The sequence below is a fragment of the Chryseobacterium subflavum genome (assembly GCF_055762745.1).
On record NZ_JBVTMR010000001.1, the window covers coordinates 1,631,921 to 1,645,532 of the forward strand.

Genomic DNA, 13,612 nt, shown 5'->3' on the forward strand with positions numbered 1-13,612 from the left:
CGCAATCAGCTAACCGGTTCATGAGACTTTCAACAGAAACAAAAGTTCATTACAACAACTGATTGCGGGTATTTATTTTATTTTAAATTGCTTAATGCCTGCTCTAATTTTGGCATCATTACTTCAATTTCGTTTACTGCTAATCCTCCTACAGAAGCACGGAACCAAGGTTCAGATTTTTCTTCTCCGAAGGCAGAGAAAGGAACTAAAGCTACACCCGCTTCATTGATTAGATAAAAAACAAGATCAGATGAATTTTCTATAGTGTTCCCATCCGGTTTCGTTTTTCCGATATAATCCAACTTGATCGTAAGGTAAAGGGCTCCCATAGGCTCAATGCTTTCTACCGCTAATCCTTTGCCTTTTAAATCCTGGATTCCTTTATGAAGAACTTTAAGGCTTTCTTCCAGTTTTCCTTTAAATTCATCAACAAAAGTATTTACATCTTCAGAGTTCTGGTAATATTTAGCTGTTGCCTCCTGCTCCGGCTTAGGTGCCCAAGCTCCTACGTGTGTAAGCAAAGCTTTCATTTTATCGATAATATGAGATGGCCCGAACCCCCATCCTACACGCACTCCTGTTGCAGCAAGACATTTTGAGATCCCATCAATATAAATCGTATAGTCTTTCATTTCAGGGAATAGAGAAACGGGATCATAATGTTTAGCATCAAAAGTAAGATTCGAGTAGATTTGGTCATACATCAGATATAAAGGCTTTTCATCAGCGCCTCTTTTTTTGTTTTCTTCGATGATGAGTTCGCAGATTTCAGAAAGCTGGTCTTTTGTAAACATCGTTCCTGTTGGGTTCAATGGCGAACAAAGCGCTAATAAAACAGCACCACTTAAGTGAGGTTTAAGATCAGCAGCAGTAGGTAAAAAGTTATTTTCAGGGGTTGTCTTCACCTCAATAGCATCTGCAGAAGTAAGATAAGCATAGTGATTATTATTCCAAGAAGGAATAGGATAAATAACTTTATCACCTTCATCCACAATTGTCTTATACACTGCATAAATCAAAGGTCTAGATCCTGCAGTAATTAAAATATCATTGGCTGAATACTCCAGATTCCATCTTGATTTAAGATCTTTTGAAACTTCATTTCTTAAAGATAAAAGTCCGTTTGCAGGCGGATAATTCGTCAGATTATTCTGATAAGCTTTCTGAATCTCCTCCTTTAACTTTGCAGGTATCGGATAGATATTAGAATTCAGGTCACCAATAGTAAGATTGGCTATCTCCGCTCCTTTTGCCTTTAAATCATTTACTTCATTACCAATTTTTACAATTTCAGAACCAATCAGGTTCGCCGCTAATTTTGAAACTTTCACTTTATTTAAATATTTATTGTTTTTGACTAATGTTATATGTTATTAAGTATAAGTTATAAATTTTGTTTTTAATTAGAGAGCTCTTTCCTAATACTCTCATTTATAAATGTATAAACCAAATTTATAACTTTCATTTTCAGTCTAGTTTAAGATCTGCTTTTACCTGATCAATTTTCTCATCCAAAGATTTTAATTTATCTCTGAAATCAGCTTCGGAAGTAATCATATCTTTTACCGAAATATAAAACTTGATCTTTGGTTCTGTTCCGGAAGGTCTTACACAAACTTTAGTTCCATCCTGAGTATAGTAAATCAATACATTGGATTTTGGAATCTCATTCATAACCTGTTTTTCATTTTTAGAAACAATAAAATGGGTTTGTTCCTTAAAATCTTTAATATCTTCAACCAAAGACCCCGCGATTTCTTTTGGAGGGTTTTCTCGGAAATTTTTCATCATGTTCTGAATTTCTTCAGCTCCGTCCTTACCTTTTCTGACAAGATTCACCAATCCCTCATAGTACATTCCTGTCTCCTGATATATCTCAATCATATATTGATACATCGTTCTGCCATTGGCTTTGCACCATGCTGCAATTTCGCACGCCAAAAGAATACTTCCACAAGAATCTTTATCACGAACAAAATCCCCGGTCATAAAACCAAAGCTTTCTTCTCCTCCGCAAACAAACTTTTCTTTTCCCTCAGCTTCACGGATCATTTTTCCGATCCATTTAAAACCGGTAAGACCTGCCTTACAGGCAACCCCAAATTTTTGGGCAATATCAAAGAAAATATCTGACGTAACAATCGTAGAACCAATAAACTCTTTTCCAGTGATCTTATCCAGTTTTCTCCATTCATTTAGAATATAATACGTAAGAATAGTATTGGTTTGATTACCATTCAGCAGTTGCATTTCTCCATCAAGGTTTCTCACTGCAATTCCCAATCTGTCACCATCCGGATCTGTTCCAATCACAATATCAGCATTGGTAATTTTTGCAAGATCCATTGCCATTTCCAATGCAGCAGGCTCTTCAGGGTTTGGGGAAGCTACAGTAGTAAAGTTTCCGCTAGGAATCATCTGTTCTTTTACAAGATCCACTTTTTTGAATCCTGCTTTTTCCAAAGCCTTCGGAACCGTTGTATAAGTTGTTCCGTGAATGGATGTAAAGACAATATTCAGGTTCTCTTTTCCAACATTCTGATACGTGGAATTCTCAATACAGGCATCAATATAAACATCATCCTGCTCTGCCCCGATCCATTCAATAAGATCATCGTTCCCGTCAAATTTAATTTCATCAAATTTCACAGAATACACCTCATTGATAATTGCTTCATCATGAGGCGGAACAATTTGAGCTCCATCATTCCAGTATACTTTGTATCCATTATATTCCGGTGGATTGTGAGAAGCCGTAAGTACAATACCCCCGTTACATTTTTTATCACGAACGGTAAAAGACAATTCCGGCGTAGGTCTGTGATCTTTAAAAAGCAATACCTTAATTCCATTAGCCGTTAAAACATCAGCTACCAGTTTTCCAAATTCTTTGGAATTATGACGAACGTCATAAGCGATAGCTACTTTAATTTCCTCATTGGGAAATTGCTTTAACATATAGTTCGCAAGTCCTTGTGTAGCTTGACCTAAAGTGTATTTATTTAAACGATTCGTTCCAACCCCCATAATTCCTCTCATACCTCCGGTTCCAAATTCCAGTTCCCTGTAAAAAGAATCTTCCAGATCAGGAGAATTACTATCAATTAATAATTTCACAGCATCTCTCGTTTCCTGATCAAACGTTTCACTTAACCAAAGTTTCGCTTTTTCTAATGTTGTCATATTTGTATCTTATTTAAGCTGGAAGTCTGATGTCGGAGGCCTTTCAGCTGTCTCCATATCAACTTTTGCAGCGTATATTTATTATTCTTTTATTGCATTTCTGTATACATTTCTTTACAACTTTATTCAGAAATATATTTTCTATTCTTTTTTATAAACAATTACATGCTCTCCTAACTTTCAGCTTCTATTATAGCGTCTTATTTTCAACCTTTGTTGTTTTATCAATTTTGAAAGCGCGGATAGGATCATTATAATATAAAAACTTTGCTGTATTCTGAATATGTCCTTTAAGAGAATCTTTTACATTAACTTCAGCATAATTCCCGTTTTTAGAATCAATATTCAGGTTGGTGATTTTCCAATACGGAGCAATCAGGCTAGCCGTATCAGAAATCTTTATTACTGCATTTTTAGTTTCTCCTAAAAAATTGGCTCTACTCCTGTTCACCATCTCTATTTCCGCTCTTCTTGTGTTCACTGAACCCATAAATGTAGCGTTATTCTTTAAATTAAGCTTAAAATTATCTGTTTTTATTTCACTCGAAATATTCATTTCTACAGAATCTGAAATGGAAACTTTTTCAAGATTATATTTTGAATAAATGGTCACATTATAAAAATCAACTCCCTTTGTTCCTCTTTTTTCTTTAATTGAAAGAGTTTTGTCTTTCACATCTACATCTAAGTTATTGGCAACATTTGGATAAGTCTCTATTTCAACAAAATTTTTAGGACCTCTCGCATAAAATACCCTAAACTTCCCGTTAAGGTCCAGGTTGACAAATTCCGAAACATCCACATCTTTTCTCTCAATATTTCCTTTGGGGGAAACTTTTCCACAAGAAATTACGGCTACAAGCACAAATATGTACAATATATTTTTCATACTTACTTAAAATATTTTATATAAAACAGCAATTATTGCAAGACTTTCTATTCCCATTACCACATAAAGAATTGATACTCTCACCATTAAACCTGGTTTTGAGTATGATTTTTTAAAAGCATTCCAATAAGTGATTGCAGGAAAGAGAATAAAAAGAACGAATAAAATTTTATCAGCAATATCAGTAATTTTTGATAAAGGCTTCCATAAACCCATAAAACTTACGATATCATCTAGCAAAAATATAACTAAAATTCCTAAAAGACTTACTGTTCCAAGGATAAAATGCTCCCCAAGATTCAATTTTACCTTTTTAAAAATAAAAAAAGAGTTAACTGCGAGCATTGGGATAATAACAAAGAGGATTGTTTTGGAGTATCTCGCAAAAAAAGTTCTTACTTCAGAAGATTCAGGAATTGCTTCTTTCGTTGCAAATTTTTCGTAAAAATGTAAGGTCAGGACATTAAAGCTAAAAAGAATCAGCAACAACGAAATAAAGTTGTAATATCTGATTCTTTTTCCTGCTATATAATCCATTGCTGTTTTTCCGGGCCGAAACAAAATACTCTTTATTGTTTTGAAAAAACGGGTTTCTACATGCCAGATGGATCCTAAGATGTCATTTTTAATAAGTGAGATATGAGTTATTCTTGTTGTGTCGGTCTTCTGTCCGCAATGAGCACAAAACTCACCGGAGATTGTATAACCGCAGTTCAAACAAGTCTTTTTAACCATATCCTATTAAATCACTTCATCAATATTATAATTTTTATGTTCTCTATTAGTCCTTATGATCATTTCTCCTAAGAAGCCGGCAATAAAAAGCAATGTTCCCATAATCATCATGGTTAAAGCAATAAAGAACCATGGATTATTGGTAATCAGGTGACCATAAATTCCTCTGGAAACATCAATTAATTTCGAAACACCCAGCCAAAATGCTGAAAGGAATCCAAAAATAAACATAGTGGTTCCCACCGCTCCAAAAAAATGCATAGGTCTTCCTCCGAAACGGCTTACAAACCAAAGTGTTACTAAATCCAGAAATCCCCGGATAAACCTTTCAGTACCAAATTTGGAAGTCCCGTAAGGCCGGGCCTGATGACGGACTTCTTTTTCCGTAATCCTTTTGAATCCTGCATTCGCAGCCAGAACTGGAATGTATCGATGCATATCTCCATATACATCAATAGATTTAACGACCTGTTTTTTATATGCCTTCAAACCACAATTGAAATCGTGCAGCTCCACTCCTGAAACTTTTCTAGCAGCAGCATTGAAAAGTTTAGACGGAACATTTTTGGTCATTACATTGTCAAACCGTTTCTTTTTCCACCCTGAAACAATGTCGTAATTATCTTCAACGACCATTTTATAAAGATCAGGAATCTCTTCAGGAAAATCCTGTAAATCAGCATCCATTGTAATGATCACATCTCCGTGTGCTCTTTCAAACGCTGCATGCAATGCCTGGGATTTCCCATAATTTCTGGAAAATTTAATTCCATGAATCTGTGGATGCTGTACCTTCAGATTTTCGATAATGCTCCAGGACAAATCCGTACTTCCATCATCTACAAACCAGATTTCATAGGATAAATTGTTCGTTGCACAAACCAGATCAATCCTTGAAAACAGCTCTTCAAGAGAGTCTTCTTCATTAAGTAGCGGAATAATTATAGATAAGTTCATTTAATTTTTATAAAGATTTATTGATGAATCGTTTTTGTTCTGAAAAACGCTCCGAAAAACAGGGACAAAACTACGTAAAATATAAGAATTGCTGCAAAATATCCTGAAAAATGACTTGCAGTAAGCATATCTTTTCCTTTTACAGCTTGTGGAGAAAAGCTTTGACTTCTCTCTTTGTATTTTTGATCTAATTCATTAATGTCTTTCTGATGTTTCAAAATCTTTCTTGCAGACTGATATTCAGAATCTAATTCAGATTTTTGTCTTTCAACATACTGGTAATTTAACAGTTTTTTAGCATCTGTATCAACAAAATTCAGGAACAGGTAAATGCTAAATATGGAAAGAATTCCACCAATAAACATGGGCACAAAAGATCTCTTGAAAGCTTCTCTGAAACCCATTTTATGGGTATTCCAACGTGATTTAACAGACCAGAATGCTCCTCCTGCATAAATAACAGGCAATACGAAAGCATTGATTTTGAGGGATGTATCAAAATAATGAATTCCTGAGAAGAAGTAGTATGCTACAAAAAAAACAATCATTGTAGCGATAAATAGTATAATTCCTATAGTGGATGGACTTTTCGTCATATTCTTATTTTTAGAAAAATTTTAGAAAAATTATTACCCTAAATTTCAGCAATTTAGCACCAGTAAAGCTTTTTTTCGTTCATTTTTCTGTAATATTATTTTCAAATTTATAATTAATTCCTATCTTTGCACCGGCAAGTCCTACACAACCAGCTCCTGAGAATCCTCCAGGGTGGGAACACAGCAAAGGTAATCGGTCGTAGCGGTGTGATGTAGGTAGCTTGCCATTTTTTATTTCCCTTAGTTTAAAATTCAAACTCCTCTCCCAATTTCGGTAAAACAAGCTCTACATTTTTATCATTAAAATGTTTTAAGGCACTTTCATGATTTATTTCAATAGCCGGGAAAGTATCAAAATGACATCCTATTACTTTTGGTGTTTTTAGCAATTCAGATGCTGCAAAGGCCGCTTTTCTCGGGCACATTGTATAATGGCTTCCAATTGGTAAAATGGACAAATCAATATTTCCGTAAAGCCTTGGAAATAATTCCATATCTGCCATTACTCCTGTATCCCCTGCCAGATAAATATTCTTACCTTCAGGTAATCTGAAAATATATCCCACGGGAACACCTCCATAGCTTCCATCAGGGAAAGAACTAGTATGGTGAGCCGGAACCATGGAAATTTTAAGATCGTCGATTTTTGCCGATCCTCCTAAGTTCACATCATCTTTGTTTTTTGCAGCCTTGAAGTATCCACACACTTCAGGCACCCCGATAACGGTAGCTTCTGGATGATATTCCAAAACTTCCGCCACATCTGCTATATGATCACCATGAGCGTGGGTCAGCAGGATATAATCGATTTTCTGGGCAGAAATATCAAATCCGGACTCTGCTTTTTTATAATTATAAAAAGGATCACTTAAAATAGTCCTATCCTTGTATGTGAACAAAAAACAATTTTGTCCTAAGAATTGTATTTTCATTTTGATTTTATTTTAATTATGTTAAATATAATTGTCAAGTATTTCTAAATAATGTTTCAAAGATTTGTTGATATTGAATAAACAAAGAATACATCATTTATTTTTGGGGAAATTTATCTTCAATCAGCCTGAGGTTAATGCCATGTTCCAGATATGCTTTACAACCGTCTAAAACTGTCGTAAAACCACCCGTATTATCATTAATTGTCTTTAAAAGATTTTCACCTGTCTGGGTAAATCCATAGCTTTTAATCACAACCAAAGTCCCTTTCTCCATTTCTTTGAATTCATAATCCACATTAGATGAGGGATCACCCCATTCTGTTTTGATAAGATGATTGGGAATGATTTTATGAACAGTGACATTATTTTTCACTCCATACATTTCCCATTCCCAGGTAATTGTTTTACCTTCTTCAAGTCTTCCGCTCGATTTCGTAAACCAAAATTGAGTGGTTAGTTCAGGATTGATAAATGCTTCAAACACCTCATGAACAGGTTTTCTGATAAGCATTTGAGCTTCAACGAATGCAGGAGAATTACTCATACTGATAATTTGTTTAGTTAAAAAAATTAAGTCCGATTGCTGTCAGTACAGCCATAGTAAACGTCAGGATACCCACTTGTTTCAAATACTGATCAAGTTCTTTAGGCTCCTTTACAGACATTATTTTCCTTCTCAGTTTAGCAAACGGGATTAACAGGATCATTACAATGAATACATAATAATTTTGCGACTGTATGAAACCGTTTATTCCTAAAAAGATAAGGATTAAAATCAGAGGAAGCTGCAAAAGGATCATCTCATAAATCATTGCATTCCTGAAACCTAATCTTAAGGCAAAGCTGTTCTTCCCAGATAATCGATCCGTTTCAATATCCCTCATATTATTAAGATTTAAAACAGCCATACTCATCATTCCAACTGCCGTTCCCGGCAATAAGATATCCCAGCTGAATGTTTTTGTGAACAGAAAATAACTTCCGCAAACAGAAACCAAACCAAAAAAGATAAATACAAAAACGTCTCCCAATCCCATATACCCGTAAGGTTTCTTACCTACAGTATAGCCGATTGCCGCTAAAATACTTGCAACTCCCAGACCTATAAAAATGTAAAACTCATTCATATAATCGGGAATGAATGCAACGTACAGTAAAACAACAGTTGCTATAAAGGACAAGGTTGAAAATAAGATCACTGCATTTTTCATTTGCTTTGCTGTAATCTTTCCTGAAGCTACTGCTCGACTTTCGGCCTCACTGATTCTTTTTGCATCTGTACCTTTTACGCCGTCACCATAATCATTGGCATAGTTTGATAAGATCTGATACAGAAGTGTTACCAGCAGGGCTAAAGCAAAAATCTTCCAATCCCAGGTCCCTCCTTCACCGTATAATTTCCATTTTGCAATGAAACTACCCATAATAATTCCGCTCAAAGAAAGCGGTAACGTTCTTAGCCTTGCGGCTTTTATCCAATCTTTCATAGTTATAATTGATAAGCGATAATTGATAAATGATACCGTGATCATTTATCAATTATCATTTATATTTTTATGATATCCATTGATTTTCCCCGAAGTCAGGTTTTCTTTTTTCCAGGAATGCATTTCTGCCTTCCTGAGCTTCTTCAGTCATATAAGCCAAACGGGTAGCTTCTCCTGCAAAAACCTGTTGTCCCACCATTCCATCGTCAGTTAAGTTCATTGCGAATTTCAGCATTCTGATGGAAGTCGGAGATTTGGCTAAAATTTCCTGTGCCCATTCATAAGCTGTATCTTCTAATTCTTCATGTGGAATAACGGCATTCACCATTCCCATCTCCAAAGCTTCCTGGGCAGAATAGTTTCTTCCTAAAAAGAAAATTTCACGGGCCTTTTTCTGGCCTACCATTTTTGCAAGATATGCAGAACCATAACCACCATCGAAGCTTGTAACGTCAGCATCCGTTTGTTTGAAAATAGCATGTTCCTTACTAGCTAGCGTGAGATCACAAACCACATGAAGCGAATGTCCTCCACCTACTGCCCAACCCGGAACAACGGCAATTACTACCTTAGGCATAAAACGGATTAAACGCTGAACTTCTAAGATATTCAGACGATGTCTTCCATCTTCACCTACATACCCTTGATGTCCTCTTGCTTTTTGGTCTCCTCCACTACAGAAAGCCCATCCTCCGTCTTTAGGACTTGGTCCTTCTCCTGAAAGCAAAACAACACCTATTGAAGAGTCTTCATAAGCGTCATAAAAAGCATCATATAATTCTGAAGTTGTCTTAGGTCTGAAAGCATTACGAACCTCCGGTCTGTTGAAAGCAATTCGAGCTACACCATTGCATTTTTTATAGGTAATATCTTCGTATTCTTTAGCGGTTTTCCACTCAATCATCTTGTAAAAATTTTTCTCAAAGATACGGAATTGCAGAGAATTTTAACGTTCCAAAAACAAGGATTATCATGTAAAAAAACATTGAAACTGAGGAAGCTCATTTTCGGATTAAAAAACAAAAACCGAAACAAAATTGTTTCGGTTTTCTATATCAATCCTTTTAAAGAATATTATTTAGCTTTTCCCTGAAGTTCAGCTTCTTTAGCTTTCATTTCAGCCATCTTAGCCTGATTCTTAGTAATGCTGTAAATCTCCTTCAGCATAGTAACCGCATTTACATCATTAGGAAGAGCCTTATACCAGCTTTCAGCATAAGGTAAAGCTTTGTTAAATCTTTCTTTTCTGGCTTCGATAAGCTTCGTTGCATCATCCGGCTTAGTTTTTCTAAGCGTGTTGATTTCATTTACTGCTTTATCATCTTCTCCGATTATTGTATACACTAAGTTTTGATAAGCATTGGCAAAATCAGGCTTCAACTCAATTGCTTTTTTAAAAGAAGCTTCAGCATCTGCACCGGTAGCAGGATTTTTAGATTGCATAACTCCTAAATTATACCAGTTGGTAGCATCATTAGGATTTTTCGCTAACTGCTCTTTTAAAGTAGCCACAAATTTATCTGTATTTCCTGACTGATAATAAGCTGTACTTTGGAAGTCTTTCAGCTTAGCATTATTAGGAAATTTAGCTAATCCTTTTTCAATGATAGCTACAGCCTCATCATTCTTCTTGGCATTTAAAAGCAATGTAGATAAAGTCTCATATAAATCAGGCTCTACACTTGGAGTTTGCTCTGTTTTGAAGTCTGAATAATCTGAAGATTTTTTCAGCATCTCCCAAGTTCCTTTATCATAAGTAGCAACCTGACCTGTTTTTTTATCTTTTGCCGTATAGTTGGTCTGAACTCCTGTATATCCTGAATTAATCAATTCAGTATAGATCTTAATGGCTTCATCAACGTTGTTAGCCAAAGCATAGTTAAGTCCTGCATAATACATATACACTTTATCATCTTGGCCATTCGTTTTTAACAGGTTATAAACCTCTAAAAACTTAGGAGCCGCAACAGCATAGTTTTTCGCATTATATGCATCCATAGCTGCTTTGTTAGCATCTTGTAGCTGAGCATTTACATCCTTCTTCTGTCCGAAAACAAAAGCTGAAGAAATAATCGCTATACTTAAAATTAGCTTTTTCATAATCAGAATTTATTTTATTTACATTTATTCTTCAGAATCTGAATCTCCGGTTTCATCGGCAGACTCTTCATTTTCCGAATTATTTTCTAATTGTGGTGTTACATTTGCATCTGCATCACTGCTTTGTGTAGATTCTGCTCCTTCTTCTCCTTCCTCTAACTCTTCTTCTACATCCTTATCCATCTCCACTTTTGCAATCGCCGCAATTTCATCATTTTTCTTAAGGTTGATCATTCGAACCCCTTGTGTATTTCTACCCATAACCCTCATTTCATCCATATTCATACGGATAGCAACACCGGATTTATTGATGATCATCAATCCATCTTCATCCGTTACATTCTGGATGGCAATAAGATTTCCTGTTTTTTCGGTAATGTTTAAGGTAATAACTCCTTTTCCTCCTCTGTTGGTAATTCTGTAATCTTCTACAGCAGTTCTTTTACCATAACCCTTTTCAGAAACCACTAAAACGGTTTCATTCTCTACATCGTTCACAACAATCATACCAATTACCTCGTCATTATCTTCCATGGTAATACCACGAACCCCGATAGATCCTCTACCTACCTCTCTTACTTTTTCTTCCGGGAAGCGAATACATTTACCATTTTTAGTAGCAATCATGATCTGAGAAGTTCCGTTCGTAAGCCATGCTCCTAACAATTGGTCATTGTCCCTGATTTCAATAGCATTAATACCATTAACTCTTGGCCTTGAATAAGCTTCAAGAGATGTCTTTTTGATCGTACCGTTCTTAGTGATCATAACCACACTCATCTGATTGATGTATTCAGCATCTTTCAGATCATTGGTTCTGATATATGCTTTGATCTTATCGTCCGGTTCGATATTGATAAGGTTTTGTACAGCTCTTCCTTTTGCCGTTTTAGAACCTTCAGGGATTTCAAATACCCTTAACCAATAACATCTTCCTTTTTCTGTAAAGAACAACATATACTGGTGATTGGTCGCAGAAACAATATATTCAAGGAAATCTTCATCTCTTGTTGTTGCCGCTCTGTTTCCTACACCACCCCTGCTCTGGATCTTATATTCTGACAGGGAAGTCCTCTTGATATATCCTGCGTGAGAAATAGTAAGAACTACCGCTTCATTAGGAATAATGTCTTCAATTGACATTTCACCTCCTGAATAATCGATTTCAGTTCTTCTTTCATCACCATATTTTTCTTTTACTTCAAGTAATTCCTCTTTAATGATTTCAAACCTTCTGCTTTCGTTAGCAAGGATATCTTCTAAATTCAGAATTTCTTTCATGATCGCGTCATACTCATCACGGATCTTATCCAGTTCCATTCCCGTTAAACGAGCCAAACGCAGATCAAGAATTGCCTGGGCCTGGATTTCAGAAAGATCAAACTCCTGAATCAATCCTTCCTTAGCAGCCTGTGGGTTTACACTGTGACGGATTATAGAAATTGCCTTATCCAGAGAGTCCTGCGTACCGATCACCTTCATGAATCCTTCAAGGATATGTGCTCTTTCTTTGGCTTTCTTAAGCTCAAACTGAGTTCTTCTTATAACAACATCATGTCTGTGCTCTACAAAGTGATGGATAATATCCTTTAAGTTTAATTGTTCCGGTCTTCCGTGTACCAAAGCAATATTGTTGACACTGAAAGATGTTTGAAGTGAAGTATATTTATATAATAAATTCAATACAACATTCGGAATCGCATCATTTTTCAGCTCATATACAATACGAAGTCCGTTTCTGTCGGACTCATCTCTTATCTCATAGATTCCTGGAATTTTCTCGTCTTTAACCAGCTCAGCTGTCCTGGCAATCATTTCAGCTTTGTTTACCTGATATGGAATTTCAGTTACGATAATAGCATTTCTGTTTCCTATCTCTTCGAAATTAACTTTTGCTCTAAGAACTACCCTTCCTCTTCCTGTATGGAATGCATCTCTTACTCCATCGTATCCATAAATAATTCCTCCTGTTGGAAAATCCGGAGCAACGATGTGCTGCATCAGCTCATCTATGGTAATCTCTTTATTATCGATGTAAGCAACAATAGCATTAACAGACTCAGACAGGTTATGCGGGGCCATGTTGGTTGCCATACCTACGGCAATACCGGAAGTTCCGTTAACTAAAAGATTAGGAATTTTAGTAGGCATTACAGTAGGTTCCTGTAAGCTGTCATCAAAGTTATTCTGAAAATCAACTGTTTCTTTGTCAAGATCAGCAAGAACGTCGTCAGAGATTTTTTTCAATCTTGCCTCAGTATAACGCATTGCTGCAGGTGGATCTCCATCCATTGAACCGAAGTTCCCCTGACCATCAACCTGTGGATAACGTAAACTCCAGGATTGCGCCATTCTTACCATTGCATCGTATACAGAAGAGTCTCCGTGAGGGTGATATTTACCTAAAACATCCCCAACAATTCTCGCAGATTTTAAGTATTTTCTATTAGAAAAAACCCCTAATCCATACATACCATAAAGCACTCTTCTATGAACGGGTTTTAAGCCATCTCTTACGTCAGGTAACGCCCTTGAAACGATAACCGACATCGAATAATCGATATAAGATGACTTCATTTCATCAACAATGTTGATAGGAATTAGTCTTTCTCCTTCTTTTTGCATAAACAAATTTTATTATAATGACAGTCAGACTTTTAGCTGTGAGTCTGAAAATTATTTATTTTGGTTTTTTAATAACGGGCTAATTTACGAAATTTTTACCGATTT

12 protein-coding genes and 1 other RNA gene are annotated in these 13,612 nt (G+C 35.8%); 1 reads left to right on the top strand and 12 read right to left on the bottom strand.

Translation table 11 applies throughout. The annotated features are described in order from the left end of the window. Positions 1-77 precede the first annotated feature (77 nt). The 6 genes from AC0INN_RS07125 to AC0INN_RS07150 all read right to left on the bottom strand — a co-directional run bounded on the left by AC0INN_RS07125 (position 78) and on the right by AC0INN_RS07150 (position 6,360). Positions 78-1,331, bottom strand: coding sequence for a pyridoxal phosphate-dependent aminotransferase (locus tag AC0INN_RS07125; RefSeq protein WP_273648159.1), 1,254 nt, complete (start codon positions 1,329-1,331; stop codon positions 78-80). Between the two features lie 136 nt (positions 1,332-1,467). After that, a complete protein-coding gene (locus AC0INN_RS07130; protein WP_273648160.1) occupies positions 1,468-3,183 on the bottom strand; it encodes a phospho-sugar mutase in 1,716 nt (571 codons plus the stop codon). A 190-nt stretch (positions 3,184-3,373) separates the two neighbouring features. Next, entirely contained in the window at positions 3,374-4,072 is a 699-nt protein-coding gene (locus AC0INN_RS07135; protein ID WP_306612496.1) for a GIN domain-containing protein, read from the bottom strand. 6 nt (positions 4,073-4,078) lie between these two features. After that, positions 4,079-4,789, bottom strand: coding sequence for a DUF3667 domain-containing protein (locus AC0INN_RS07140; RefSeq protein WP_306612498.1), 711 nt, complete (start codon positions 4,787-4,789; stop codon positions 4,079-4,081). A 24-nt stretch (positions 4,790-4,813) separates the two neighbouring features. Next, on the bottom strand, positions 4,814-5,764 hold the full coding sequence (locus AC0INN_RS07145) for a glycosyltransferase family 2 protein (protein ID WP_172278390.1): 951 nt from the start codon (positions 5,762-5,764) through the stop codon (positions 4,814-4,816). A gap of 17 nt (positions 5,765-5,781) precedes the next feature. Further along, a complete protein-coding gene (locus tag AC0INN_RS07150; RefSeq protein ID WP_273648163.1) occupies positions 5,782-6,360 on the bottom strand; it encodes a DUF4199 domain-containing protein in 579 nt (192 codons plus the stop codon). Between the two features lie 132 nt (positions 6,361-6,492). Between AC0INN_RS07150 and ffs the strand changes: the two genes are divergently transcribed. Continuing rightward, positions 6,493-6,590: signal recognition particle sRNA small type (ffs, locus tag AC0INN_RS07155), an RNA gene on the top strand. A 15-nt stretch (positions 6,591-6,605) separates the two neighbouring features. On the opposite strand, the gene AC0INN_RS07160 is transcribed toward ffs, so the two are convergent. The 6 genes from AC0INN_RS07160 to gyrA form a co-directional block, all read right to left on the bottom strand. Continuing rightward, a complete protein-coding gene (locus AC0INN_RS07160; protein ID WP_273648164.1) occupies positions 6,606-7,292 on the bottom strand; it encodes a metal-dependent hydrolase in 687 nt (228 codons plus the stop codon). 97 nt (positions 7,293-7,389) lie between these two features. Next, positions 7,390-7,839 (bottom strand): SRPBCC family protein, encoded by a 450-nt coding sequence (locus AC0INN_RS07165; RefSeq protein ID WP_273648165.1) that lies wholly within the window; start codon positions 7,837-7,839, stop codon positions 7,390-7,392. 13 nt (positions 7,840-7,852) lie between these two features. Continuing rightward, complete coding sequence (gene menA / locus AC0INN_RS07170) at positions 7,853-8,782, bottom strand: 1,4-dihydroxy-2-naphthoate octaprenyltransferase (RefSeq protein ID WP_273648166.1); 930 nt, start codon at positions 8,780-8,782, stop codon at positions 7,853-7,855. Between the two features lie 67 nt (positions 8,783-8,849). Beyond that, the gene (locus tag AC0INN_RS07175) at positions 8,850-9,686 is read right to left on the bottom strand and encodes a 1,4-dihydroxy-2-naphthoyl-CoA synthase (RefSeq protein WP_172278400.1); all 837 of its coding nucleotides are present in this window, start codon (positions 9,684-9,686) and stop codon (positions 8,850-8,852) included. 170 nt (positions 9,687-9,856) lie between these two features. Next, positions 9,857-10,882: a tetratricopeptide repeat protein gene (locus AC0INN_RS07180; RefSeq protein ID WP_172278402.1), complete on the bottom strand. Its 1,026-nt coding sequence runs from the start codon at positions 10,880-10,882 to the stop codon at positions 9,857-9,859. A 24-nt stretch (positions 10,883-10,906) separates the two neighbouring features. Then, positions 10,907-13,507 (bottom strand): DNA gyrase subunit A, encoded by a 2,601-nt coding sequence (gene gyrA, locus AC0INN_RS07185; protein ID WP_273648167.1) that lies wholly within the window; start codon positions 13,505-13,507, stop codon positions 10,907-10,909. Between the last annotated feature and the right edge of the window lie 105 nt (positions 13,508-13,612).

Excerpts from the sequence above, each read along its gene's own strand:
- AC0INN_RS07145 (WP_172278390.1), bottom strand. The coding sequence starts at position 5,764 with ATGAACTTATCTATAATTATTCCGCTACTTAATGAAGAAGACTCTCTT.
- AC0INN_RS07130 (WP_273648160.1), bottom strand. The coding sequence starts at position 3,183 with ATGACAACATTAGAAAAAGCGAAACTTTGGTTAAGTGAAACGTTTGAT.
- AC0INN_RS07160 (WP_273648164.1), bottom strand. The coding sequence starts at position 7,292 with ATGAAAATACAATTCTTAGGACAAAATTGTTTTTTGTTCACATACAAG.
- AC0INN_RS07180 (WP_172278402.1), bottom strand. The coding sequence starts at position 10,882 with ATGAAAAAGCTAATTTTAAGTATAGCGATTATTTCTTCAGCTTTTGTT.
- AC0INN_RS07135 (WP_306612496.1), bottom strand. The coding sequence starts at position 4,072 with ATGAAAAATATATTGTACATATTTGTGCTTGTAGCCGTAATTTCTTGT.
- AC0INN_RS07150 (WP_273648163.1), bottom strand. The coding sequence starts at position 6,360 with ATGACGAAAAGTCCATCCACTATAGGAATTATACTATTTATCGCTACA.
- menA (WP_273648166.1), bottom strand. The coding sequence starts at position 8,782 with ATGAAAGATTGGATAAAAGCCGCAAGGCTAAGAACGTTACCGCTTTCT.
- AC0INN_RS07165 (WP_273648165.1), bottom strand. The coding sequence starts at position 7,839 with ATGAGTAATTCTCCTGCATTCGTTGAAGCTCAAATGCTTATCAGAAAA.
- AC0INN_RS07175 (WP_172278400.1), bottom strand. The coding sequence starts at position 9,686 with ATGATTGAGTGGAAAACCGCTAAAGAATACGAAGATATTACCTATAAA.
- gyrA (WP_273648167.1), bottom strand. The coding sequence starts at position 13,507 with ATGCAAAAAGAAGGAGAAAGACTAATTCCTATCAACATTGTTGATGAA.